This window comes from Microbacterium meiriae, assembly GCF_040686935.1.
Taxonomy (GTDB): Bacteria; Actinomycetota; Actinomycetes; order Actinomycetales; family Microbacteriaceae; genus Microbacterium; species Microbacterium meiriae.
Window position 1 is genome coordinate 636,185 of sequence record NZ_JBFBMF010000001.1, and the last position, 23,696, is coordinate 659,880.

The following is a 23,696-nucleotide window of genomic DNA, read 5'->3' on the forward strand; positions in this document are numbered from 1 at the left end:
TTCGGAGACGGGAGCACCATCATGGGTCAGCGCGACGCATCAGAGACCATCCGGCAACAGCAGGCAGAGCTGCAGGCACGGCTCCCGTTCGACGATGAGCGGGATCTCGCGGCGGCCGAGCGAGGATTCATCGGCACGCTAGACGAGCCTGCGATCCGCAACGCCGCCGGCGATATCATCTGGGACGCGTCCACCTATGACTTCTTGCAGGGTGATGCTCCGGAGACGGTGAACCCGAGCCTGTGGCGCCAGAGCACGCTGGTCGCCAAGCACGGCCTGTTCGAGGTCGTGCCCGGCCTGTACCAGATCCGCGGGCTCGACCTGTCGGTGATGTCATTCGTCGAGGGCGACACCGGCGTGATCGTGATCGACCCGCTGATCTCGAAGGAGACCGCAGCCGCGGCGATGGCGCTCTACCGGCGTCACCGCGGTGACCGCAAGATCACCGCTGTCATCCACACCCACTCTCACATCGACCACTTCGGCGGCGTGCAGGGCATCGTCTCACAGGCCGACGTCGACGCGGGGGTCGAGATCATCGTCCCCGCGGGCATGGTCGAGCACGCGGTGGCAGAGAACGTCTACGCGGGCACCGCGATGGGCCGGCGCGCCGGGTACATGTACGGCGCGGCACTCGCACGCGGCCCGCAGGGGGCAGTCGGCGCCGGTCTCGGACAGACGACGTCGACCGGGGAGGCGACCCTGCTCGCGCCGACGCTGGAGATCACCGAGACGGGGCAGACCCACACCGTCGACGGGCTGGAGATCGAATTCCAGATGGCGCCGGGCACCGAGGCGCCCAGCGAGATGCACTTCTACTTCCCGAAGTACCGGGCGCTGTGCATGGCGGAGAACGCCACGCACACGCTGCACAACCTGCTCACCCTGCGGGGCGCGGTCGTGCGGGATCCGCACGTGTGGTCGCAGTACCTCACCGAGGCCATCGAGCGTTACGGCGACGACGCCGAAGTCGTGTTCACCTCGCACCACTGGCCGACCTGGGGCAACGCGGAGATCCGTGAGTTCCTCGGTCTGCAGCGGGACCTGTACGGGTACCTGCACGACCAGACGCTGCGGATGCTGAACCAGGGCATGCAGGGCGCCGAGATCGCCGAGGCGATCCAGCTGCCGCCCGCGCTCGAGAACGCCTGGCACGCCCGCGGCTACTACGGCTCGGTCAGCCACAACGTAAAGGCCATCTACCAGCGGTACATGGGCTGGTTCGACGGGAACCCGGCTCGGCTCTGGCCGCACGCGCCGAAGGAGCAGGCGAAGCGCTACGTCGACGCGATCGGAGGCATCGACCGGGTCCTCGAGCTCGCCCGCGCCGCCTTCGACTCGGGAGACTTCCGCTGGGCGGCCACACTGCTCGACCACGCGGTCTTCACCGAGGAGAACAATGCGGAAGCGAAGGCGCTCTACGCCGACACCCTCGAGCAGCTCGGCTACGGCGCTGAGAACGGCACCTGGCGCAACTTCTTCCTCTCCGGGGCGACCGAACTGCGCGAGGGAAACTTCGGTACCCCGACCGTGACCAACGCCCCAGCCATCCGAGCGCAGCTCACCCCGGAACAGCTGTTCGATGCCGTCGCGATCACCGTCGACGGCCCGCGCGCCTGGGACCTCGACCTCGGATTCGACATCACACTCAGTGATCTCGACCGCTCGTTCCACGTCACGCTCCGCAACGGCGTGCTCGTCTACGTCGAGCGCGAACCCGCCACAGATGCCGCACTGCATCTCACCCTCACCAAGGAGCGGCTCATCCGCCTCGCCGGCGGAGACCTCGACGCCGAGGGCCTGGACGTGCGCGGCGACCTCGGCGTCCTGAAGCAGTTGCTCGGCGTACTGACCCCCGGAGACCCGGCATTCGAGATCGTGCTGCCCTAAAAGACGGCGCGCATGGACGCCACCGAGAAAGTCACTCATCCCGGCCGGTGGTTGGAGGTGGCCACGGTGGTGCTGCTGTCCATAACCGCGGTCATCACCGCATGGTGCGGATTCGAGGCGTCGAAATGGGGCGGTGAGATGTCTATCGCCTTCAGCCAAGCGTCCAGCGCACGTGTCCAGGCCGCCTCCGCCGAAAGCAGGGCCCAAGCGGCGCGCCAATACGATCTGACCATCTACACCGAATGGGTGCTCGCCACCGCAGACGACGACCAGGAACTCGTCACCTTCATCGAGGAACGCTTCACGGACGAGTTCCGGATCGCGTTCGACGCCTGGACGGCGGAGGGGCGCGTATCCCAGGGGCCCCTCGCCAGGGAGGAGTACATTCCGCCGGGGACCGAGGAAGCGGAAGACCTGCACGCGCGCGCGGACGCCAAGTTCGACGAAGCACTCGTGAACAACCAGCGCGGAGACAACTACGCTCTGCTCACCGTGCTCTTCGCGCTCGTGCTGTTCTTCGCGGCGCTGTCCCAGAACCAGCGCGCCGAATGGCGCCGGCGCACCTTCTTCATTCTGGGCCTGACTCTCGCTGTCATCGGTGTGGTCATCTTGGCGACGTTCCCCGTGAAAGTGTGACTGGCGTCGAAGCCCTGACCTCTCGGCCATAGCCCAGCGAATAGTCTGGTGAAGCCGGTAACCGAAAACCGGCCCGGCACGAGCTATCGCACGAAGAGGGAACTGCACAGTGACGTCACCGACCACGAACCGACGCTCGGGAGTGCGCTGGTCCTTCCTCGCCGGGCTGGCCATCGCAGCGGTCGTCGTCGCCGTCGACCAATGGACCAAGATCTGGGCCGCCTCTGCGCTCTCGGGCGGAGAATCGAAGGACGTCCTGCCACCGGTTCTCGAGTTCCAACTCACCGTCAACCGTGGCGCCGCGTTCTCCCTCGGCACCGACTTCACCTGGCTGCTCGGACTCCTCGCCGCTGCCGCCGCGGTCGCCATCACGGTCTACCTGTGGCGGGTGGGATCGCTCTGGTGGGCAATCGGGCTGGGCCTGGTCCTCGGCGGTGCGATCAGTCATGCCGCTGACCGCCTGGCACGCGGTGGCGTCATCGACTTCATCGGCTACTTCGATCTGTTCATCGGCAACGTCGCCGACATCGCGATCGTCGTCGGCGGCATCTACCTTGTCGCGCTCGTCCTCCTGCGTGTGCCGACCCGCCGCATCAAACCGACCCCGGCGCCCTCGCCGGCGTCGTAGCTATCGCCAGGGCATGTGCTGCAGGCACCAGGTGTTGCCGTCGGGGTCGGCGAAGAAGGCGTAGAACACTCCGCCGAGGTCCTCGACCTCGCTGATCTCGACGCCGCGCTCGACCAGTTCGGCACGAGATGCCTCGATGTCGGCGACCACCAGGTGCAGCCCTCGCAGGGTCCCCGGAGGCATGTCGAGCGTGGGCAGGCCCTCGGCCAGGGTGATCGAGCATGCCGAACCCGGTGGCGTGAGCTGGACGATGCGGACGCCGGGCTCTGGGTTGATGTCGACGTCGAGCCGAAAGCCGAGCTGGTCTCGGTAGAAGGTCTTTGCTCGTTCGATGTCGGTGACCGGAACCGGCACGAGCTCCAGCAACAAGGCTCCCGGCGGCACGGGTGGGTTGGTCAGATCGTTGACGGTGTCGCTTGGGGGAGTGGATGCGTCGGTCATGGATACCGCCCTTCTTGAGCTGGATGCCCCGCAATCGAGGGGCCGATGATCTGCGGTCCGAGTCTGCCCTCGGCCTCGATCTCCGCCAGTCTCGCTGACGGCTACCGAATCGTCGACCCTCGGGCAAGGGCTTCGAACAAGCCCATCTCTTGCCACCTGAACGTGCGCTCTCGATCGGCGATCTCGATTGCCCGCCGGAGCTCGCTGAGTACGCCGGGGATGATTCGATATTCGTGCCGATAACGCAGAACGCCGATGACTACGGCGTGGAGCTCGACACGGTGACCTGACACCACGCGTGGCGATGAGCCAACTGCTACACGATCAGTGGCTCCGTTCCGGCGTGCGCTAGCGGCGACCGTCCAGGCTCAACGCCAGACCCTCGCCGCAACACGAGACCGAGATCCCTCCCCTGAAGCAGTTCCCGGCGAAGCTCGCTCGGAACCGCGTCATGGGTGGACGCGACGTTGCCCGCTTCGCCGGCCTCGTCGAGATCGACAAGGTCATGAGACGTTGGGATGTCCCTGTCTCTTGACGCCGCGATTCGGCCAGTCATTCACGCCGTTCATCGGAGGCCGGCGGCGATCGCCAGACCAGTGCTACCCCGATGATCGTGGTGATGATGGCGACGTCGTAGCTCGCCACCGTGTACGTCCACCAAGTGCCATTGTGGCTTCCGTATTGTGTATCGGTGCTCAGATGGATCAGGACGAGCGCGGGTCCGGCTGCCAGGAGCACAATCCCTAACCGCACAAGTCGGCGGTGCAGTCGGTACGCACGCGACGGGCGAGGTGGCGGCCTGCTCGGTGCGGAACGATGGCTGAGCGCGGACAGGCGGAGCGGATCGAATCGTGCGTCCGGCGACATCAGAGGATCGCTCCAATCGCGAGGTAGGTGGCGAAGGCGAGGAGGACGACGGCGATCGTTGCCGCGGTGATGAAGAAGACGAAGTTCCGGAACGGATTCTTGTGTTCGTTCATGGTGGATTCGTGAGTGGGCTGCGGTTACCGGGCCGGGCTGAGGACGGTGAAGCCGTCGACAGTGACACCAACGATGCCTCGGTCATCGACGAGGATGATGCGGTCATCGATGGTGCTGAGGGCTTGAACGGCTCCGTCGAGTGGCCCCAGCTGCTGCCACGTCCCGTTCTGATCTTGGGCCCAGAGGACCCCGTCGGTGCCGGCGCCGACGAGTGTGCCGTCTGTGCGTGCTACGAGGGCGTAGAGCAGGGGTGATTCGGGGACGGGGGTGAAGGTGTCGCCACCGTCGGTGCTGACGAGCAGTCCTTCTTCGGTGGCGGCATAGAGCCCGGACTCTGTGGCGGCGAGGTCGGCTGCCGCTAGAGGGGCATGGGTGGTCCAGTTCGTTCCGTTGTCGGTGCTGGAGAGCAGGTCGATTTGGCTGGAAGCGATGCCGTACAGGGTTCCGTCGGGGCTGGCGGTGAGGACGTGGAAGTCGGTTGTTCCGTTCAGGGCGATGGGCGACCAGTTGAGGCCATAGTCATCGCTACGGATGATGCCGAGGTTCGGGGATCCCAGCTCGGCCGGGGTTTGCTCTCCGGGGTGTCCGGAGGCGAACAGGGTGTCGCCGGTGACAGTGAATCCCATGGCATCGAAGTCATGGCCGCCGACGGGTCCGGAGACGTTCCCGTCCGGTGTGACGGTGAAGATGCCGTTGTGCGTGGCGACGAGCAGATCGTCACCGCGGGGGTCTTCGGCGATGCCGTGGATGTGGTCGATGCGGGGTGTCGCATCGGGCTCGTCGGACTGCGCGGCAGTACAGCCCGTAATGACGAGCGTCAGCACGGGGATGGTTGCGGCGGCGAGAAGAAATGATCGTTTCATGATGGTTTCCGGGTAGCGGCCAGGAGGGTGGCCAGGCTTGTGACGCGGGCAGCAGGGAGCGCGCCGCGGGGTCGGTCTTCGCGCGGGGCGATCGCGCGGGAAACGCAGGGCGGGTCGTTCGGGAATCGGCCCGCCCCGCGTGGTTCTACAGTTCTCCGAGGAGGTCCTTCATCGTGGCGATCTCCGCCGTCTGGTCATCGATCACCTGTTGCGCGAGCTCGAGGACGTCCGGGTTCTGCGCGTCGTCAAGCGCCGTCTGTGCCATGTCGACGGCGCCTTCGTGGTGCACGATCATCTGCTCGAGGAACAAACGGCTGGCCTCGGTCGCGTCGGCGTCTTCCAACATGGTCATGTCCTCTTCGGACATCATGCTGTCGTCGCCGCCCATGGAGCCGTGGTCCATGCCGCCCATCGAATCGGGGTCGTACTCCACACCCCAGTCCTCGAGCCACCCGAGCATCTTGTCGATCTCCGGGCCCTGCGCCGCCTTGATCTGTTCGGCGAGCTCGACCACCCGCGGGTCCGCGCCGTCCTTGGCCAGCAGAATGTCCGACATCTCGATGGCCTGCTCATGATGAGGGATCATCATCGTGACGAACATCTCGTCAGCCTCGGTTGAGGCCGACGAGGACGTCGACGCGGACGGTGAGCTGCTGGTACCGGACGGCGCGGTGCCGGTGTCGGCGCAGCCGGTCAGTACCAGGGCGAGGGTGAGAGCGCCGGTGCTGAGTGCGAGGGGGATCTTCTTGTTCATGGTCGTTCCTTCGTAAGTCGTATGAGAGTTCGCTGAAGCGGCGGCGCCAACGGGCGCCGCAGGGCCGCCCACAGTTGGGTCGGCGTGCGAATACTCAAGTTCGACTGATCGAAAGAACCGTCAACGAGGGGCCACGAGGGAGGGCATCGGTCGCTTCCCACCGCAACCAGCTGGTCACCTCGCGAAGGGAGATGCCGGAGCGTCGGGCAAACGTCGGTGGGACGAGGAGCAGAAGGCCGGCCAGCAACGCGAGTACGCAGGCGGTGACCATGTCGTCGTGACCCTGCCCTTGTCCGGTGGTCACGTGGCACGGCCCGTCGCAGGCAGCGGCACCACCGTCGTCGAGGCTCGCCGTGGCGTCCGGAACGTGAGCGACTGTCGATGCGGAATGGGCGACGCCCGAGGAGCCGTGCCCGGCAGGTTCCGCGGTGAAGGTGTGCATGCCCAGGAGGCCGACGATGATCAGGACGGCCGCGGTGCCGAGCATCAGCAGGGTGCGCAGCGACAACTGCGGGCTTGTGGCGCGAACCGTCACCTGCATCCTCGATCCTTCCTGTTCCTCACGACGCTAGCACCGCCGCCTGTGTGCCCGACATCGATCCTGTGCACACTCAGAAGCCGCCTGCCAGCTCGTGCTTGACCGCCAGGATTTCCCTTGCCGCTGACCACCCGACAGCACCCGCCCTCTTGCCGTCGGCGGTCCTGAAGGTCGAGACGAGGCCGCCGCCGGCCGATGACGTCGTTTCCGCGGTCGCCTGCGGCAAGACGACGCCCGCTCCACTCAGCGTGACGCCGTGCACATTCACCGTGAACCCGGAAACGTGCCGGTACGGGCCAGGATCGTCCCCGCCGTGCAGATCATGAAGCAGCGCTCGGGCGGCGTGAGCCCCTTGTGCCACCGCATCATCCCAATGATCCATACGATAGAGCGAACCGTCGGGACCGACATGAGCGGCGACCCCACCGGCCGCATACACTGCCGGGATCGTCCTGGCACGGAGCCGGTCATCGACCTCGATCGCGGCACCGTCTGAGCGGATCCATGAGACAGCCGGAACTGTTCCGTGGGCGAGGACGATCACGTCTGACGATACAGATGTCCCATCATCGAGGAGTACGTCACCCCCGCTTCCGGAAGCCGAGATGGAGCGCACTGTCCGGCCTGGATGGAACTCCGTGTGCGCAGCGTGCAGATCGCGGAGCCGGGTGGCGATCGGCAACCCGAGGCTGTGCGCCAAGGGGATTTCGGAGCGCGCGACGAGATGCACTCTGGCACCAGCGCTCACAAGGTAGCTTGCTGCTTCTGCTCCGACCAGCCCGGCACCGAGGACAGTGACAACCCGCCTTTCGAACGTCGGACCCGCATGCCCTCGGATGCGTAGCGCGTCGGACGCGCTGTGCAGCGTGAAGACCCCCTCGCTGACGCCTGTCGCCTGCAGGGGACGCGGGGCGGCGCCGGTCGCCACGACAGCCGTTGCGAATATCAGCCGTCTGCCATCGTGCAGCAAGATGCCCCGCTCTTCCATCCCGACAGCGCTGCCGGGGATCGTCTCGACATCGATCGAGTCCAAGGCAGGCAGCGCGGATTGCTCCGGGGTGAGCAGGCCACGAAGGATGCCCTTGGTCACCAGCGTGCGGTTGTACGGGGCGAACGGCTCCGCATGCACGATCCGGATCGACCCGTCGAAACCGCTGCGCCGCAACGTGACCGCCGCAGAATGACCCGCGGCGCCCGCGCCGACGATGAGCACATCCGAGCTGGTCTTATCCATGAGAAGCTCCCTTCACCCCCTTGACCGGAATACCCTGGGTGGGTATATGGTTAGGCATACCAGTACCCTACCGGGGTATTCCGAATCGAGGGAAGGAAGCCATCATGAGCACGAGCGAGTACCAGGTGAGCGGGATGAGCTGCGGCCACTGCGAGGTCGCTGTTCGCGGCGAGGTCAGCCAGGTCCCCGGCGTCGAGAACATCGAAGTGAGTGCGCAGACCGGCCGGCTTCTCGTCACGACGAGTTCCGCAGTGGATGACGCGGCCGTGCTCGCGGCCGTCGATGAGGCCGGGTACGAGGCGGTCCGACTCTCATGAACGCCCCGGGCCGCCTCGGCCTCTACGGCGCGGGCCTTGTCGTTGTCTTCGGCGCCGCCTTCGCCGCCGCGGGCGCACTCGTGCCCGACAGCACGGTGACCGCATGGGCGGACGCCGGGCATTCCTCGCATGACGCGCAAGCGCCCGAGGATGCTGCTGGCACGAAAGACGATCAGGAGATGGGGGTGAGTGGAGTGATGAGCGCGGCATCGGGATTCACAATGAGCCCCGTACAGGCGCCGGCGAACGTCGAGACGGACGGTGAACTCTCCTTCGACATCCGCGATCCCTCAGGTGTCCCGATCACCGATTTCGACGAGGCCCACGATAAGCAGTTGCACCTGATCGTGGTCCGCAACGACGGGCGTGAATACCGTCACGTGCACCCCGAACTCGACCCGAGGACCGGGGTCTGGTCGCTGCCATGGTCCTGGGATACCGCGGGAACGTACCGGCTGTATGCGGACTTCACCTCTGAGGGGGTGAGCGCCACGCTCTCCCGCACCGTCGATGTGGCGGGGCAGCTGACACCGGAGCCCGAGGTCGCCGTCAAGACAAGCGACACGGTCGACGGCTTCGACGTGACCGTCAGCGGCGACCTGGTCGCCGGAACTGGAAGCGAACTGACTGTCAAGGTCTCTCGGGACGGGGAACCCGTCACGGTGCTGGAGCCGTACCTCGGTGCGTTCGGCCACCTCGTTGCCCTGCGCGATGGCGACCTGGCGTATCTGCATGTGCACGCGCGCGGCGAGGAACCACAGCCGGGCGATCTGGCCGGCCCCGAGGTGGAATTCACCGCCGAGACACCCACCACCGGCCGCTACCTGCTGTACCTGGACTTCCAGGTCGACGGACAGGTCCACACCGCACAGTTCGTACTCGAGGCGACCCCCGCCACCGGCGACCAGGCGGACACCGAAGACGACGCCGAGCACGACGGGCACTGACCCGCTCAGTGCGCATCGAGTTGCAAGAAGGATCGAGGAGACATCATGACGGATACGCAGTCAGCAGCCGCGTCCAGCGTGGAGCTGGAGATCGGCGGGATGACCTGCGCGTCGTGCGCGATGCGCATCGAGAAGAAGCTCAACAAGCTGGACGGTGTCACCGCCACCGTGAACTATGCGACGGAGAAGGCGAAGGTCACCGCACCGAACGGGTTCGACCCGGCGCTGCTGATCGCCGAGGTGGAGAAGACCGGCTACACGGCCGCCCTTCCCTCACCGGAGCCGTCCGCGGTAGTCGACGGTGAGGACGCTCCGGATAGGGAGCTGGTGAGCCTGCGGAACCGTTTGATCGCTTCCATCGTGCTGACCCTTCCTGTGATTGCGATGTCGATGATCCCCGCATTGCAGTTCACTTACTGGCAGTGGCTCTCACTCGCCCTGGCCGGCCCCGTCATCGTTTGGGCGGCCTGGCCTTTCCACAAGGCAGCGTGGACGAATCTCCGGCACGGTGCGGCGACCATGGACACGCTCATCTCGATGGGGACGATAGCCGCCTTACTGTGGTCGCTCTACGCGCTGTTCTTCGGCACGGCCGGCGTCCCCGGGATGACCCACCCGTTCGAGCTCACCGTGGCACCGTCGGACGGGGCGGCGAACATCTACCTCGAAGTGGGTGCCGCGGTGACGATGTTCATCCTCGCCGGACGCTACTTCGAGAAGAAGGCGAAACGGCAGGCGGGCGCCGCCCTGCGCGCGCTGTTGGAGCTGGGAGCGAAGGATGTTGCTGTGCTTCGCGCCGGCGCCGAGACCCGCATTCCCATCGCGGACCTGCGAGAGGGCGACGAGTTCGTCGTACGGCCCGGCGAGAAGATCGCCACCGATGGTGTGATCGTCTCCGGCACCTCCGCGGTCGACGCGTCCATGCTCACCGGTGAATCCGTGCCGGTCGAGGTCGGCGAAGGAGACTCCGTCACGGGGGCGACGGTCAATGCCGGTGGCCGGCTCGTCATCCGGGCGACGAGGGTCGGGTCGGACACCCAGTTGGCGCAGATGGCGAAGCTCGTCGAGGACGCCCAATCGGGCAAGGCCGAGGTGCAGCGCCTCGCCGACCGGGTGTCGGGTATCTTCGTGCCCATTGTCATCGCGATCGCCATCGCCACGCTGGGCGCTTGGCTCGGCGCGGGATTCCCTGCCGCGGCGGCGTTCACCGCCGCGGTCGCGGTGCTGATCATCGCCTGCCCGTGCGCCCTGGGCCTTGCCACGCCCACCGCACTGCTGGTGGGCACGGGCCGCGGCGCGCAGATGGGCATCCTCATCAAGGGTCCGGAAGTTCTCGAGTCGACGCGACGGGTGGACACCGTCGTTCTGGATAAGACCGGGACGGTGACCACAGGGCGGATGACGCTCACCGGCGTGTTCACCGCTGACGGCGTCGACCGCGGCGAGCTGCTGCGCCTGGCGGGTGCGGTGGAGGACGCCTCCGAGCATCCCATCGCGCAGGCCATCGCCAAAGCCGCAGTCCAAGAGGTCGGCACGCTTCCGACACCCGAGGGTTTCGCGAACATCGAGGGCAAGGGAGTGCAGGGCATCGTCGACGGGCACGCCGTCCTTGTCGGCCGCGAGTCGCTTCTCGAGGACTGGTCCCAGCGCCTTCCCGAGAATCTCGCCGCCGCGAAGAGCGAAGCAGAGCGTCAGGGCAAGACCGCGGTCGCCGTGGGGTGGGACGGGGAAGCACGCGGTGTGCTCATCGTCGCGGACACCATCAAGCCGACCAGCACCGAAGCCATCAGGCAGCTGAAGGCGCTGGGACTGACACCGGTGCTCCTCACCGGAGATAACCGTGCCGTGGCCGAGCAGATCGCGTCTGAGGTCGGCATCGATGAGGTCATCGCCGAAGTGCTCCCGAAAGACAAGGTCGACGTGGTCACCAGGCTGCAGCGCGAGGGCAAGGTCGTGGCGATGGTCGGAGACGGCGTCAACGATGCGGCCGCGCTCGCCCAGGCAGACCTGGGGTTGGCCATGGGCACGGGCACCGATGTGGCGATCGAGGCCAGCGACATCACGCTCGTCCGCGGCGATCTGCGCAGCGCGGCCGACGCGATCCGTCTGTCTCGGAAGACGCTCGGCACGATCAAGGGCAACCTGTTCTGGGCCTTCGCCTACAACGTCGCCGCCATCCCGCTGGCAGCCCTCGGTCTGCTCAATCCCATGCTCGCCGGCGCCGCGATGGCGTTCTCCAGCGTCTTCGTCGTCGGCAACAGCCTCCGCCTGCGCACGTTCCGCAGCCAGGCGGCGGACCCATCCCCGACCGCCGCGCCCGCACCGCGTGATCATGCGACGCGGAACGCAACCGTCGGAACCCACTGAAATCACGAAAGAGGAACACACATGTCTGATTCCGGATCCTGCTGCAGCCACAACAGCCACGGCTCTGTCCCAGCCGACGGACGCAAGGACCTCCTCGCGCCGTCCGCCGAACAGCTCGCCGAATGCCCCGTGATGGTCGGCAGCACCGTCGTGAAAGCGGACGCTGAAGCCGCTGGCCTCTACCGCGACTACGAGGGCACCCGCTATTACTTCTGCTGCGCCGCCTGCGGCCCCCTGTTCGACGCTGACCCCGCCAAGTACGTGACCGCAGCCTGACATCGCTTCACCTGTGCGGGGCGGCACACGGATCGCCCCGCACAGCTTCATCGTTTCCGAGGAGGATAGCCTCATGAGCCAGCCACACAGCGACGACGCTGATCACACCCACGAACACGCAGCGCACGGGCACACCCCATCGGTCCCCGCCGCGGCCACAGAAGACCCCCCCGTCCACACCCCTCACCACGACACCGCCGTGCACCACGACGGTCCCGATACTGCACCGCACGGAAGCGGCGCGCCGATGGGCCACCAGGGTCACGGCGAGCATGCCGGCCATGACGCACATGGTGGACACGACGCTCACGGTGGACACGGGGGTCATGCGGGGCATGGCGACCACGTCGGACAGTTCCGTCGCCTGTTCTGGATCATGCTGATCCTCGCCGTCCCCACCGTCGCGCTGTCGGGCATGTTCGCGATGATCCTCGGCTACACCCTCCCCGACATTCCCGGCCTGGCCTGGGTGTCCCCGGTACTGGGAACAGTGATGTACATCTGGGGTGGAAAGCCGTTCCTCGTCGGTGCTGTCAGCGAAATCCGCGACCGCAAGCCCGGGATGATGCTCCTCATCGGACTCGCCATCACCGTTGCGTTCATCGCCTCTTGGGGTGCGAGCCTCGGCCTGCTGCACCACGAGCTCGACTTCTGGTGGGAGCTCGCGCTCCTCATCGTGATCATGCTGCTCGGGCACTGGATCGAGATGCGGTCCCTCGCGCAGACCACGTCCGCTCTCGACTCCCTGGCCGCGCTCCTGCCCGACGAAGCAGAACGCGTCGAAGGTGACCAGGTCGTGACGGTCTCGCCTGCCGAACTCGTCGTCGGTGATGTCGTCATCGTTCGCCCCGGGGGCAGCGTCCCCGCCGACGGTCGCATCGTCGACGGTCGCGCGTCGATGGACGAGTCAATGGTCACCGGCGAGTCCCGCACCGTGACGCGCGGTATCGATGACCAGGTCACGGCCGGAACTGTGGCGACCGACTCCGGGCTGCGCGTGGAGATTACCGCCACCGGTGACGACACCACTCTCGCCGGCATCCAACGCCTGGTCACCGAAGCACAGAGCTCGTCCTCGCGCGCGCAGCGCCTTGCCGACACGGCGGCAGGCTGGCTGTTCTGGTTCGCTCTCGGCGCTGGCGTGATCACGGCGATCGTGTGGACGCTCGTTGGGCTTCCCGATGATGCCGTCATCCGCACCATCACGGTGCTCGTCATCGCTTGCCCCCACGCACTCGGTCTCGCAATCCCCTTGGTCGTCTCCATCGCCACCGAACGCGCCGCACGCGGTGGCGTACTCGTGAAGGACAGGCTCGCGCTGGAGAGCATGCGCACCGTCGACACCGTGCTGTTCGACAAGACAGGCACCCTCACCAAGGGCGAACCGACCGTCTCCGAGGTCTCAGTCGTCGAAGGCAACGACACCGACCGGGTGCTCGCCCTGGCCGCCGCCGCGGAGGCCGACAGTGAACACCCGCTCGCCAAGGCCATCGTCCGCGCCGCCGCCGACCGTCACCTCGACGTGCCCCGCAGCTCGGACTTCACCTCCTCTCCCGCAGTCGGCGTCACCGCGACCGTCGACGGGACCGTTGTACGGGTGGGGGGACCGCACCTGCTCACCGAGGAAGATGCGCAGGAGCTGCCCGTTGCCGAGCGGTGGCGCAATGACGGTGCGATCATCCTCCACGTGGTTCAGGACGGCCGTGTGATCGGCGCTCTCAAGCTCGCCGATGAGGTGCGGTCGGAATCGCGCGAAGCCGTCGATGCACTGCACGCGCTGGGTGTGCAGGTCGTGATGATCACCGGCGATGCCGAAGCCGTCGCGCACACCGTGGCCGAGGACCTCGGCATCGACCGTGTCTTCGCCGGCGTCCGACCGGAGGACAAGGCCGCGAAGGTGCAGGAGCTCCAGAACGAGGGACGCAAGGTCGCGATGGTCGGTGACGGCGTCAATGACGCCCCCGCCCTCGCCCAGGCCGATGTCGGGCTCGCGATCGGCGCCGGCACGGACGTTGCCATCGCCTCTGCCGGAGTCATCCTCGCCAGCGACGACCCCCGCTCGGTGCTCTCCGTCATCGAACTGTCCCGCGCCGCATACCGGAAGATGAAGCAGAACCTCTGGTGGGCCGCCGGCTACAACCTGATCTCCGTACCCCTCGCCGCCGGCGTCCTCGCCCCCATCGGGTTCGTGCTGCCGATGTCGGTCGGGGCGATCCTGATGTCCCTGTCCACCATCGTGGTTGCCCTCAACGCGCAGCTCCTGCGGCGACTCGACCTTCGCCCGGAAACCACGGCCCGCGCGATCCTCAACCGATAACCAATCCAGAACCGGAGACCACGATGACCGACACCATCGAGACCGACCAGGTCGAGTCCGACACCGCCTGCGAACACGGCGAACACGGCGAACACGGCTACATCACCGACAAAGCCCGCTATCTCGCCCGTCTCAAACGGATCGAAGGACAAGCCCGCGGCATCCACCGCATGGTCGACGAGGAGAAGTACTGCATCGACATCCTCACCCAGATCTCAGCGCTGACGAGCTCACTCCAGGGCGTTGCTGTCGGTCTTCTCGAAGACCATCTCCGCCACTGCGTCACCGACGCCGCACGTGCAGGCGGAGACATTGCCGAGGCCAAGATCACTGAAGCATCCCAGGCCATCGCACGCCTCGTCCGCTAAGCCAGCGAGGCGGCCCCGCGGATGCCTTCGATGCTCCTCGGATAGCTCTGGGCGAGTGGACGCTCAGGACTTTGCGCGCCTGTAGTCAAAGGCGCCGTCCTGACGCTGAGAATCGAGCAACTGATCGAGGATGCCATCGTGATCGATGACGGGCTTGGGCTGGCCATCCGGCTGCAGCCGCCCATCTAACCGAACGTGGCGTCGATGACGTGGTCGTCGAGCGTGGCTCCTCCGCTGGTGCTGCCGTGTCCGAGTGGGGTCATGCACGCCTCTTCTCAGGCTGGCCGGAGCTCACCGACACTGCAGCGCGTCGCCTGCTCGAGCCGACCGGGACGGCGCCGGCAAACGGCTACCCGACGGGGGCGGAGTGGGTGAGTGAGTACCTCACCCCACTCGTCGATGTGCTGGGTGACCGCGTCCTCTACGGCACAACGGTGACGGGAATCGCGCGGCAGGGGCGCGACAAAGACGTAGACAGCGGCCGCAAGGGCCAGCCATTCGTTGTGCACACGGTCGACCAGGACGGCTGCGATGGCCGTATCCTCGCCAGTGCTCGACGCCGTGGCCAGCATCGCCTCGGAGATCGACCCGAACATCCACTCCTGCGGCTCCGTCGGAGCCACCGGCGCACGCCAGCTCGCGCAGCCCGAGAAGGACCTGTTCATCGTCGGTGCGAAGTCTTATGGCCGCGCCCCCACCTTCCTGGCGCTCACGGGCTAGGAGCAGGTCCGCAGCGTCGCAGCTCACCTTGCCGGAGATCACGAGGCTGCGGAGCGCAACGAGCTCGTCCTTCCCGACACCGGGGTCTGCGGCGGTGCCGGCGGCTTCGACGCCGAGGGTGCCAGCTGCTGCGGCACGCCATCCGTACTGCGCAGATCGGCGCAAGGCCCGTCGGCGCAGTCTGACCGACCCACGAGAGGGCGACTTCCCGATTGGGAGGTCGCTTCTTGGCATCCAGGTGCAGTGTCCGTGAACTGTCTCGCCGCCGATTGCGCCTTACTTTGAAGAATGTCAATATAGATTCATGTCGAATCAACAGATTGAGCTGGTCATCATCGGATCGGGCCCCGCAGGCTTCACCGCCGCGATCTACGCGGCCCGGGCAAACCTCGCCCCGGTCGTTATCGCCGGTTCGGTGACCACCGGTGGTGCGCTGATGACGACGACCGAGGTGGAGAACTTCCCTGGGTTCGTCGACGCCGTCAACGGACCGGAGTTGATGGAGTCGATGCGTCAGCAGGCCGAGCGGTTCGGCGCCCGCATCCTCCTCGACGACGCAGTCAGCGTCGACCTCGACGGACCGATCAAGGCCATCGTGACTGGCGCGGGTGAGACGTTCCGTGCGCGTGCGGTGATCCTCACCATGGGCTCCGCCTATCGCAAGCTCGGGTTGCCGGATGAGGAGCGACTCACCGGCCGAGGCGTGTCCTGGTGCGCCACCTGCGATGGGTTCTTCTTCCGCGAGCAGGAGATCGTCGTCGTCGGCGGCGGGGACTCCGCGATGGAGGAGGCCCTGTTTCTCACCCGTTTCGCATGCAAGGTGACCGTCGTGCACCGTCGCGGCGAGGTCCGCGCTTCGAAGATCATGGCGCAGCGCGTGCTTGACCACCCGAAGATCGAGGTGGCATGGAACAGCGAGATCGCCCGGCTGAACGGCGACGAGAAGCTCGAATCCGTCACCCTCCGTGACACCGTCACCGGCACCGAGCGCGAGCTGGCGGCGACCGGTGTCTTCGTCGCGATCGGCCACGACCCCCGCTCGGAGTTGGTCACAGGACAGGTCGTCACCGACGCAGGCGGGTTCGTCCGAGTGGATCATCCTTCCACCCGCACGAACATCCCCGGGGTGTTCGCGGCCGGCGATCTGGTCGATCACACCTACCGGCAGGCGATCACCGCCGCCGGCACCGGCTGCGCCGCCGCTCAGGACGCCCAGCACTACCTCTCGAACCTCGAGAACGACCCGGCCGCTCCGATCGAGGCCGAGGAGGTCTTCGCATGAGCACGCTCACCGCCGTCACCGACGCCACGTTCGAGGACGAAGTTCTCGACTCCGACATCCCTGTCGTCGTCGACATCTGGGCCACCTGGTGCGGTCCGTGCCGCCAGGTCGCTCCGCTTCTTGAGCAGCTCGCCGCCGAGTACGACGGACGAGTGAAGATCGTCAAGGTCGATGCGGATCGGAATCCCGAGACCGTGACCGCCGCTGGCGTCACGTCGATCCCCACCCTCGGCTTCTTCCGCGACGGCACCGGCACGGACATCCTCATCGGCGCGCACCCGAAGCCCGTCATCGCCGAGAAGATCGAGGCGCTGCTCGCATGACCACCGCAACCGCAGCTTCCGCTCCCGCCGCCGTCCGGCGTCTGTCCACCCTCGACAAGTGGCTGCCACTGTGGATCGGGCTCGCCATGGTCGCAGGACTTCTCCTCGGCCGATTCGTCCCCGCTCTGTCGGACCTGCTCGGCCACCTCGAGGTCGGCGGCATCTCGGTGCCCATCGGGCTCGGGCTGCTGGTGATGATGTACCCGGTGCTCGCGAAGGTCCGCTACGACAAGATCGCGGCCGTCACCGGCGACAAGAAGCTCCTCGTGTCTTCGCTGGTGCTGAACTGGCTCGTCGGCCCTGCGGTCATGTTCGCCCTCGCCTGGATCTTCCTGCCAGATCTGCCCGAGTACCGCACGGGGCTGATCATCGTCGGTCTCGCCCGCTGCATCGCGATGGTCGTCATCTGGAACGACCTCGCCTGCGGCGATCGGGAAGCGACCGCCGTACTCGTCGCGATCAACTCTGTCTTCCAGGTGGTCGCCTTCTCACTGCTGGGCTGGTTCTACCTCACCGTCCTGCCCGGCTGGCTGGGTCTGGACACTCAGGGGTTGGAGATCTCGGTCTGGCAGATCGCCCTGAACGTGCTGGTCTTCCTCGGCGTGCCACTCGTCGCCGGCTTCGCTTCCCGCTGGATCGGCGAGAAGCGTCGCGGCCGCGCCTGGTACGAGGAGAAGTTCCTCCCCGTGATCGGCCCCTGGGCGCTGTACGGGCTGCTGTTCACCATCGTGCTGCTGTTCGCGCTGCAGGGCGATGCGGTCCTGGCCAACCCGCTGGACGTCGCGCGGATCGCGCTGCCACTGCTGGTCTACTTCGGGCTGATGTGGTTCGCAGGGCTCCTGCTCGGCAAGAGCCTGGGCCTGAACTACGCCCGCTCCACCACGCTGGCCTTCACCGCGGCCGGGAACAACTTCGAACTCGCCATCGCCGTCGCCATCGGCACCTTCGGCGCCGCCTCCGGGCAGGCTCTGGCGGGCGTCGTCGGCCCTCTCATCGAGGTGCCCGTCCTCGTTGGACTCGTCTACGTCTCCCTCTGGGCGGCGCGCGCTTGGTTCCACACCGATCCCTACACCGGCGAAAGGATCACCTCATGAACGTCACGCTCACCGACGCCGTCGACAGCTGCAGCCCGGTCGCTACCCACGCCATCGGCCACGAGGCGGCGTCCACCGTCGCCGCGACCTTAAAGGCTCTGTCGGATCCGCTGCGCCTGCGCATGCTCTCCGCGATCGCTTCCGATCCGCGAGGCGAGTCCTGCGTGTGCGATCTCGCCGAGCTCGCACACGTCTCACAGCCCACCGTGTCGCACCATCTGAAGGTCCTCAAGGGCGTCGACGTGCTCACCTCCGAACGGCGCGGCACCTGGGTCTGGTACCGCATCAACCCCAGCCGCCGGGGCGCCGTCACCGCTCTGCTGGACTCCTTCGCGCCTGCGACCATGACGGCGCCCGGCGAAGACGGCGACGCCGAAGGCCGCGCCGGCCACCCCGAGTTCGATGCGCGGATCACCCACCTCGCCGATGAGCTCGCCGCCGAGGTCCCCGAGCTCGCCCCGGAGACCGTGCTGGGCATCGTTCGTGAGTCGTACACGTCACTCGCCCGCACGGCAATAGTCACGGGAGCGCTTGTCCCGCTCACCGAACGCTTCGCACGTCAGCGACTCGCCGACCTCACGCGCGACCGCGACTCCGCTGTACCCCAGGTGTTGTTCGTCTGCGTGGCCAATGCGGGGCGTTCGCAGCTCGCTGCCGCGCTTGTCAACAAGCTCGCCGCCGGCAGGGTTGTCGCCCGCTCGGCAGGATCTGCTCCCGCGGACGTCATCCATCCGCACGTCCGCTCGATCCTCGCCGAGATCGAAGGCGACCTGGCCGCCGAACGCTTCCCCAAGCCCCTCACCGACGATGCCGTCCGTGCCGCCGACGTGGTGATCACGATGGGCTGCGGCGACGTCTGCCCGATCATCCCCGGCGTCCGCTACGACGACTGGGCCGTCGGCGACCCTGCCCTCGCATCCCGCGAGGGCGTCGAAGCCATCCGCGACGACATCGAGGACCGCGTCCGCGCCCTCGTCGATGAGCTCACGCACTGACCACCACCCACAGGAGCCCTCATGACCGACACCACCAAGCCCTCCGTCCTCTTCGTCTGCGTGCACAACGCCGGCCGCTCCCAGATGGCTGCCGGGTTCCTCCGCGACATCGCCGGCGACCGCATCGAGGTCCGCTCCGCCGGCTCCATGCCGGCCGACCAGATCAACCCCATCGCCGTGGAAGCGATGAAGGAACTGGGCATCGACATCACCGCCGAGCAGCCCAAGATCCTCACCACCGAAGCCGTGCAGGCCTCCGACGTCGTGATCACCATGGGATGCGGCGACGCCTGCCCGTTCTTCCCTGGCAAGCGCTACGAGGATTGGAAGCTCGACGATCCTGCCGGTCAGGGCATCGAGGCTGTTCGCCCGATCCGAGACGAGATCCGGGCACGCATCGAGAGGTTGGTCGACGAAATCCTCTGATTCAAAGTCTGTCCGCTGAGGCGGGCCTCGCGCACGCTCGATAGTGTCAGCGAGCGACGGCCTCGTCGAGGGCATCCGTGAGGTCCCTGAGCTGGGTGAGCTCGAGCTTCTCGCCGTCGAGGAAGAAGGTCGGCGTGCCACTGACGTTGAGATACTGGCCGTCGTTGCGGTCTGCTTCGACTCTTTCCTTGGTGGCGGGGTCGGCGATTGCTTCGTCGTACGAGTCCATGTCGAGGCCTAGGTCTTCGGCGAACGTCCGGAACAACTGGGTGTGAGAGGTCTGCTGCTCGCCCCTCTGAGCCTGGGTCTCGAACAGGCGAGCGTACATCTCCTCGAACTTGCCCTGTTGAGCTGCCGCTTCGGCGGCGAGGGCGGCGTTCATGGAGTTGAAGTGTCCGGGCAATGGGAAGTACCGCACGACGTAGTTGATCTCGCCCTCATAGTCGGCGCGGATCTGTTCGACCACCGGGTAGAACGCTCCGCAGGCTTCGCACTCGAAGTCGAGAAACTCCACCAGCGTCGGCGCATCCGGGCCGGCGTCGTCCAGGACGTGCGAGTCAGTCCGGGCGCCGGGCAGTGCGCCCGCCGAGCCGGAAGGGTCGGGAGCAGCGGGCCGGGTCAGCATGACCACGACCAGAGCTGCGATCACGAGGACGATAACGACGGCACCGGTGATGAGGCTGACTTTGACGGGGGTCTTCACGAAGGATGGCTCCAGCTCGGACGGCGATATCACCGCAGGGTTGGTCAGGCGCGTGCGGGCTCGGGTGCCGGCGCTAGCTCTCGGAGAGCAGCGGGGCGTCGGGCTGCACGGACGCCGTTGAGGATGACGACGACCTCGGCGATCTCGTGTACCAGGACGACACCGGCCAGACCGAGAACGCCGAACAGCGCCAGCGGGAAGAGCACGATGATGATGGCGAGGGCCAGGGCGATGTTCGCGGTCATGATGCGTCGCCCGCGGCGCGCGTGCGCGAGCGCGCCGGGGATGAGGCGGAGGTCGTGGCCGGTGAACGCGACATCGGCGGACTCAATGGCGGCCGCCGAACCTTTCAGTCCCATGGCGATGCCGACCGTGGCGGTCGCTAGTGCTGGGGCGTCGTTGATGCCGTCCCCGACCATGGCCGTCGGGCGGACGGTGGTCAGGGATTCGATCGCGTGGGCCTTGTCGGCGGGCAGCTGCTCGGCCCGCACATCGTCGATGCCTGCCTGGGCGGCGATGGCGCGGGCGGTGCGTTCGTTGTCGCCGGTGAGCATGACGGTCTCGATGCCCTGACTGTGGAGCATCCGCACGGTCTCGGCCGACTCCGGGCGCAGTTCGTCACGGATGCCGATGAGCCCGGCGACAGCGCCGTCGGCTTCGACGACGACCACGGTCATGCCCTCCGCAGCCATCCCTTCGGCGGCGGTGCTGAGCACGGCCGGGTCAAGCCAGCGCGCGTTCCCGACGCGGATGAGTGTGCCGTCGACGCGGCCGGCGATGCCGTGGCCGGCTTCTTCCACGACATCGATGGCGGACAGCGCCTTCGGGGATGCCGCGGTGATCGCGGCGGCCAAGGGGTGCGTGCTGGTCGCCTCGATGGCGGCAGCCCAGGCGAGCAGGTCGTCGCGATTGGTCCCGTCGGCGGGTCGGACGTCGACCACCGCGGGTTCGTTGCGGGTGAGCGTCCCGGTCTTGTCCAGCGCGACGGCGCGGATCGTGCCGAGCTGCTCGAACGCCTCCCCGGACTTGATCACCACGCCGAACTTCGACGCGGAGCCGATGGCGCTGATCACGGTGACCGGCACCGCGATCGCCAGCGCGCACGGGGACGCCGCGACCAGGACCACCAGTGCCCGCTCGATCCAGGTCCAGGGGTCACCGACGACGAAGCCGAACAGCGCGACGAGCGCCGCGGCGATCAGGACGACGGGAACCAGCGGGCGCGCGATCCGATCCGCTAGTCGTGCCCGATCGCCCTTGCGGGCGTGGGCCTGCTCCACCAGCGAGACGATCTGCGTGAGGGAGTTGTCGCGGCCATCCGCGGTCGCCTCGATCCGCAACGTCGCCGACCCGTTCACCGAACCTGCCGCGACCACGTCGCCGGGCCCGACCTCGACCGGGATGGACTCCCCGGTGATCGCCGATGTGTCCAGGCTGGAGCGTCCCTCGACGACGACACCGTCGGTCGCCACACGCTCGCCCGCTCCGACGACGAGGATGTCGAGCTCGCGCACATCGGCAGCAGGGACCGTGATGTCGCCACTGAGCCGTGAGACGCGCACCGTCTCCGGGATCAGTGACAGCAGTGCGCGCAGGCCCTCCTTAGCGCGGTCCATCGCTCGGTCCTCCAGCGCCTCAGCGAGGGAGAACAGGAACGCCAGGGTCGCTGCTTCACCGACGTGCCCGAGCAGGACGGCGCCGACAGCAGCGATCGTCATCAGCAGACCGACACCGAGCCGGCCACGGATCACGCGCCGGATCGCACCGGGAACGAACGTGTACGCGCCAGCGAGCAGAGCTGCCCACTGCAGCACCAGTGCGGCAATCTCCAGGCCCGTCCACTCGAACGCGTACCCGGCGAGTAGGAACACACCGGACAGCGCCGACGGCAGTAGAGCGATGTCCCGCCACCACGGTGGACGCACCTCGAACTCGTGATCGGCGCCGGCGGCTGGTGGCAGGGCGGGGCCGCAGCACGCATCGCCGTCATCATGAGCAGATACGCCCGCCGCCGCCTGCACGACCTCTGGGCCGCAGCAGCCGTCTCCCCCTGCGGTAGCGACAACTCGACGCGGTGGATGGTGCCTGTCTTCCGCGGCTCGTCGTCGCCGCAGCACTCCGCGCTCATGCGCAGCACTCGCACTTCTCGTCAACGCACGGCACGCCTTCATCGACCGCCACAACCGCGTCGAGAAGATGCCGCAGGCCCACCGTCAGGTGCGGATCTGCGATCTCGTACCGCGTGCGACGACCCTCCGGCGTCGCGATCACCAGTCCACAGCCCCGAAGACAGGTGAGATGGTTCGACACGTTCGTGCGGCTCAGTTCAAGATCACGGGCGAGCTCGGCCGGATAACCCGGGGCATCCAGCAGCGACAGCAGGATCCTCGAACGCGTCGGGTCGGCCATCGCCCGACCCAGCCGGTTCATCACATCAAGACGAGAAGCAATAGTCAGCACACGATGACTATACACGGGACACTGAACTATAGCGATGGCGACTCCACTGGACACTGCATCGAGGCGTGGCGCCTTGTCCACCACCTCCTGGAACGTGCCGAGCTTCACTCAGGATCGCGCCTACCGGAAGTTCTTCGACGAGTCCGTGTCGTTCGGATGCGACGGGGATGCCTCGATGAGTATCACCCGTCCCGGCTTCTTGCCCTTCGGCTGGGGAGCGTCGACCGCGTAGCGAAGCCTCGCGCCGTCCGTGACCTTGTACTGCCAGACGGGCAGGGTCCTCCCGCCCACCACCGCTGTAGATAGGTTGCCCTTCAGCTGGTAGCAGCGCGAGCTGTCGAACCGCGTCGGGTGAGCGGTCAGGTAGTCCCAGGCATCCGCGAGGGCGTTCTTCGCGGTCGCGCGAAGGTCGCGCCACCCGCGCTCCGCCGCGACGTCGCCGAAGACGATCTCGTACTCGCTGACCCTTGTCGGTCGCGGAACCGACGATCCCCGCCTTCCCGCCATTACGGGCGCTCGACCCGCGCAGACGTCTCCGTCAGATCGATCGGCTTAGCCGGCCGCGCACCCATGGCGTAAGCCGCAGCAGTCTCCCGCCACTCGTGCTGAGCACGCAGCAGGCGTTCAAACGTGCCCAACTCGCTGGCGGAGTAAACCAGCCGCTCAATTTCGCTCGCGTAAGTGGCCAGCTCGCCCTCATCGAACTCACTCGTCCACGCGAAGAGCTCCCGCAGCGCAGCGCCGACATCGCCCCTGTTCCGCCCGATAGCGCGGAGCAGTTCACTGGAGAGCTTCACGCCAAGCTCGAGCGTGTCGAGGTCGTGGCCACGAAGGATCACCAGGTCATCGCCATCCCGACGAGTGATACGCACCTGGCCCTCGTCGATGTGGGCAAGGACATCCTTCGGCTTACGGAGGAGATCGGTGAAAGTCGCGGTGCTCATGAGACCAGAGTACATCAGATAAACATCAGAGGTTCTGCGTCTTGTGCGCTGGAGCCCCCCGCTGCACCCGTCCGGATGTCCGTTCAGTCGGACACCCCACTGAGAACGAGTGCATCGGCCGCGATAATGTCGGAAGCGCGGTGAGATGACGCTAGATGTCACTCGGACGGGGACGGCGTCGGATTCTCTACG

At 66.9% G+C, this 23,696-nt stretch carries 25 protein-coding genes; 15 read left to right on the forward strand and 10 right to left on the reverse strand.

The genetic code is table 11. The annotated features are described in order from the left end of the window. Positions 1-21: 21 nt before the first annotated feature. The 3 genes from AB0P08_RS03125 (at position 22) to lspA (ending at position 3,154) form a co-directional block, all read left to right on the forward strand. Positions 22-1,890, forward strand: coding sequence for an alkyl/aryl-sulfatase (locus AB0P08_RS03125; protein WP_036331343.1), 1,869 nt, complete (start codon positions 22-24; stop codon positions 1,888-1,890). 12 nt (positions 1,891-1,902) lie between these two features. Next, positions 1,903-2,526 (forward strand): hypothetical protein, encoded by a 624-nt coding sequence (locus tag AB0P08_RS03130; RefSeq protein ID WP_051667916.1) that lies wholly within the window; start codon positions 1,903-1,905, stop codon positions 2,524-2,526. Positions 2,527-2,635: 109 nt separating this feature from the next. Beyond that, positions 2,636-3,154, forward strand: a complete 519-nt coding sequence (gene lspA, locus AB0P08_RS03135) for a signal peptidase II (protein ID WP_081859717.1) — start codon at positions 2,636-2,638, stop codon at positions 3,152-3,154. On the opposite strand, the gene AB0P08_RS03140 is transcribed toward lspA, so the two are convergent. From AB0P08_RS03140 to AB0P08_RS03160, 5 genes are all read right to left on the reverse strand, one after another. Continuing rightward, a complete protein-coding gene (locus AB0P08_RS03140) occupies positions 3,155-3,595 on the reverse strand; it encodes a VOC family protein (RefSeq protein ID WP_036331298.1) in 441 nt (146 codons plus the stop codon). Positions 3,596-4,599: 1,004 nt separating this feature from the next. Further along, entirely contained in the window at positions 4,600-5,439 is an 840-nt protein-coding gene (locus AB0P08_RS03145; RefSeq protein ID WP_029266184.1) for a F510_1955 family glycosylhydrolase, read from the reverse strand. A gap of 145 nt (positions 5,440-5,584) precedes the next feature. After that, positions 5,585-6,193, reverse strand: a complete 609-nt coding sequence (locus AB0P08_RS03150) for a DUF305 domain-containing protein (RefSeq protein WP_029266186.1) — start codon at positions 6,191-6,193, stop codon at positions 5,585-5,587. Between the two features lie 94 nt (positions 6,194-6,287). Continuing rightward, positions 6,288-6,728, reverse strand: a complete 441-nt coding sequence (locus AB0P08_RS03155; protein WP_156040316.1) for a DUF6153 family protein — start codon at positions 6,726-6,728, stop codon at positions 6,288-6,290. 76 nt (positions 6,729-6,804) lie between these two features. Next, positions 6,805-7,965 (reverse strand): FAD-dependent oxidoreductase, encoded by a 1,161-nt coding sequence (locus AB0P08_RS03160; protein ID WP_051667917.1) that lies wholly within the window; start codon positions 7,963-7,965, stop codon positions 6,805-6,807. Positions 7,966-8,069: 104 nt separating this feature from the next. Between AB0P08_RS03160 and AB0P08_RS03165 the strand changes: the two genes are divergently transcribed. The 12 genes from AB0P08_RS03165 (at position 8,070) to AB0P08_RS03220 (ending at position 19,397) form a co-directional block, all read left to right on the forward strand. Next, on the forward strand, positions 8,070-8,282 hold the full coding sequence (locus AB0P08_RS03165; RefSeq protein ID WP_029266192.1) for a heavy-metal-associated domain-containing protein: 213 nt from the start codon (positions 8,070-8,072) through the stop codon (positions 8,280-8,282). Beyond that, positions 8,279-9,229 carry a DUF8832 domain-containing protein gene (locus tag AB0P08_RS03170; protein ID WP_029266194.1) on the forward strand — a complete coding sequence of 317 codons (951 nt, stop codon included), beginning with the start codon at positions 8,279-8,281 and terminating at the stop codon, positions 9,227-9,229. The genes AB0P08_RS03165 and AB0P08_RS03170 overlap by 4 nt, the downstream gene beginning before the upstream one ends. Before the next feature lie 45 nt (positions 9,230-9,274). Next, entirely contained in the window at positions 9,275-11,596 is a 2,322-nt protein-coding gene (locus tag AB0P08_RS03175) for a heavy metal translocating P-type ATPase (RefSeq protein ID WP_029266196.1), read from the forward strand. Positions 11,597-11,617: 21 nt separating this feature from the next. Continuing rightward, positions 11,618-11,872 (forward strand): YHS domain-containing protein, encoded by a 255-nt coding sequence (locus AB0P08_RS03180; protein ID WP_029266198.1) that lies wholly within the window; start codon positions 11,618-11,620, stop codon positions 11,870-11,872. A 73-nt stretch (positions 11,873-11,945) separates the two neighbouring features. Next, on the forward strand, positions 11,946-14,189 hold the full coding sequence (locus tag AB0P08_RS03185) for a heavy metal translocating P-type ATPase (protein ID WP_371511043.1): 2,244 nt from the start codon (positions 11,946-11,948) through the stop codon (positions 14,187-14,189). Between the two features lie 23 nt (positions 14,190-14,212). Further along, a complete protein-coding gene (locus tag AB0P08_RS03190) occupies positions 14,213-14,557 on the forward strand; it encodes a metal-sensitive transcriptional regulator (protein ID WP_029266204.1) in 345 nt (114 codons plus the stop codon). 531 nt (positions 14,558-15,088) lie between these two features. Continuing rightward, positions 15,089-15,277, forward strand: a complete 189-nt coding sequence (locus AB0P08_RS17040; RefSeq protein ID WP_371511042.1) for a hypothetical protein — start codon at positions 15,089-15,091, stop codon at positions 15,275-15,277. Positions 15,278-15,581: 304 nt separating this feature from the next. Beyond that, the gene (gene trxB / locus AB0P08_RS03200) at positions 15,582-16,559 is read left to right on the forward strand and encodes a thioredoxin-disulfide reductase (RefSeq protein WP_029266208.1); all 978 of its coding nucleotides are present in this window, start codon (positions 15,582-15,584) and stop codon (positions 16,557-16,559) included. Then, positions 16,556-16,882 (forward strand): thioredoxin, encoded by a 327-nt coding sequence (trxA, locus tag AB0P08_RS03205; RefSeq protein WP_029266209.1) that lies wholly within the window; start codon positions 16,556-16,558, stop codon positions 16,880-16,882. The genes trxB and trxA overlap by 4 nt, the downstream gene beginning before the upstream one ends. Further along, entirely contained in the window at positions 16,879-17,976 is a 1,098-nt protein-coding gene (gene arsB, locus AB0P08_RS03210; RefSeq protein WP_029266210.1) for an ACR3 family arsenite efflux transporter, read from the forward strand. The genes trxA and arsB overlap by 4 nt, the downstream gene beginning before the upstream one ends. Beyond that, positions 17,973-18,971, forward strand: coding sequence for a metalloregulator ArsR/SmtB family transcription factor (locus AB0P08_RS03215; protein ID WP_029266212.1), 999 nt, complete (start codon positions 17,973-17,975; stop codon positions 18,969-18,971). Before arsB ends, AB0P08_RS03215 begins: the two co-directional genes overlap by 4 nt. Before the next feature lie 21 nt (positions 18,972-18,992). Beyond that, complete coding sequence (locus AB0P08_RS03220; RefSeq protein ID WP_029266214.1) at positions 18,993-19,397, forward strand: arsenate reductase ArsC; 405 nt, start codon at positions 18,993-18,995, stop codon at positions 19,395-19,397. Between the two features lie 46 nt (positions 19,398-19,443). On the opposite strand, the gene AB0P08_RS03225 is transcribed toward AB0P08_RS03220, so the two are convergent. From AB0P08_RS03225 to AB0P08_RS03245, 5 genes are all read right to left on the reverse strand, one after another. Further along, positions 19,444-20,100 carry a DsbA family protein gene (locus tag AB0P08_RS03225; RefSeq protein ID WP_029266216.1) on the reverse strand — a complete coding sequence of 219 codons (657 nt, stop codon included), beginning with the start codon at positions 20,098-20,100 and terminating at the stop codon, positions 19,444-19,446. A 44-nt stretch (positions 20,101-20,144) separates the two neighbouring features. After that, positions 20,145-22,025: a heavy metal translocating P-type ATPase gene (locus AB0P08_RS03230; protein WP_036331301.1), complete on the reverse strand. Its 1,881-nt coding sequence runs from the start codon at positions 22,023-22,025 to the stop codon at positions 20,145-20,147. Between the two features lie 199 nt (positions 22,026-22,224). Then, a complete protein-coding gene (gene cmtR, locus AB0P08_RS03235; RefSeq protein ID WP_029266220.1) occupies positions 22,225-22,560 on the reverse strand; it encodes a Cd(II)/Pb(II)-sensing metalloregulatory transcriptional regulator CmtR in 336 nt (111 codons plus the stop codon). 120 nt (positions 22,561-22,680) lie between these two features. Then, on the reverse strand, positions 22,681-23,067 hold the full coding sequence (locus AB0P08_RS03240; protein ID WP_029266222.1) for a hypothetical protein: 387 nt from the start codon (positions 23,065-23,067) through the stop codon (positions 22,681-22,683). Further along, on the reverse strand, positions 23,067-23,504 hold the full coding sequence (locus tag AB0P08_RS03245; protein WP_136025417.1) for a hypothetical protein: 438 nt from the start codon (positions 23,502-23,504) through the stop codon (positions 23,067-23,069). Before AB0P08_RS03245 ends, AB0P08_RS03240 begins: the two co-directional genes overlap by 1 nt. Positions 23,505-23,696: the final 192 nt, after the last annotated feature.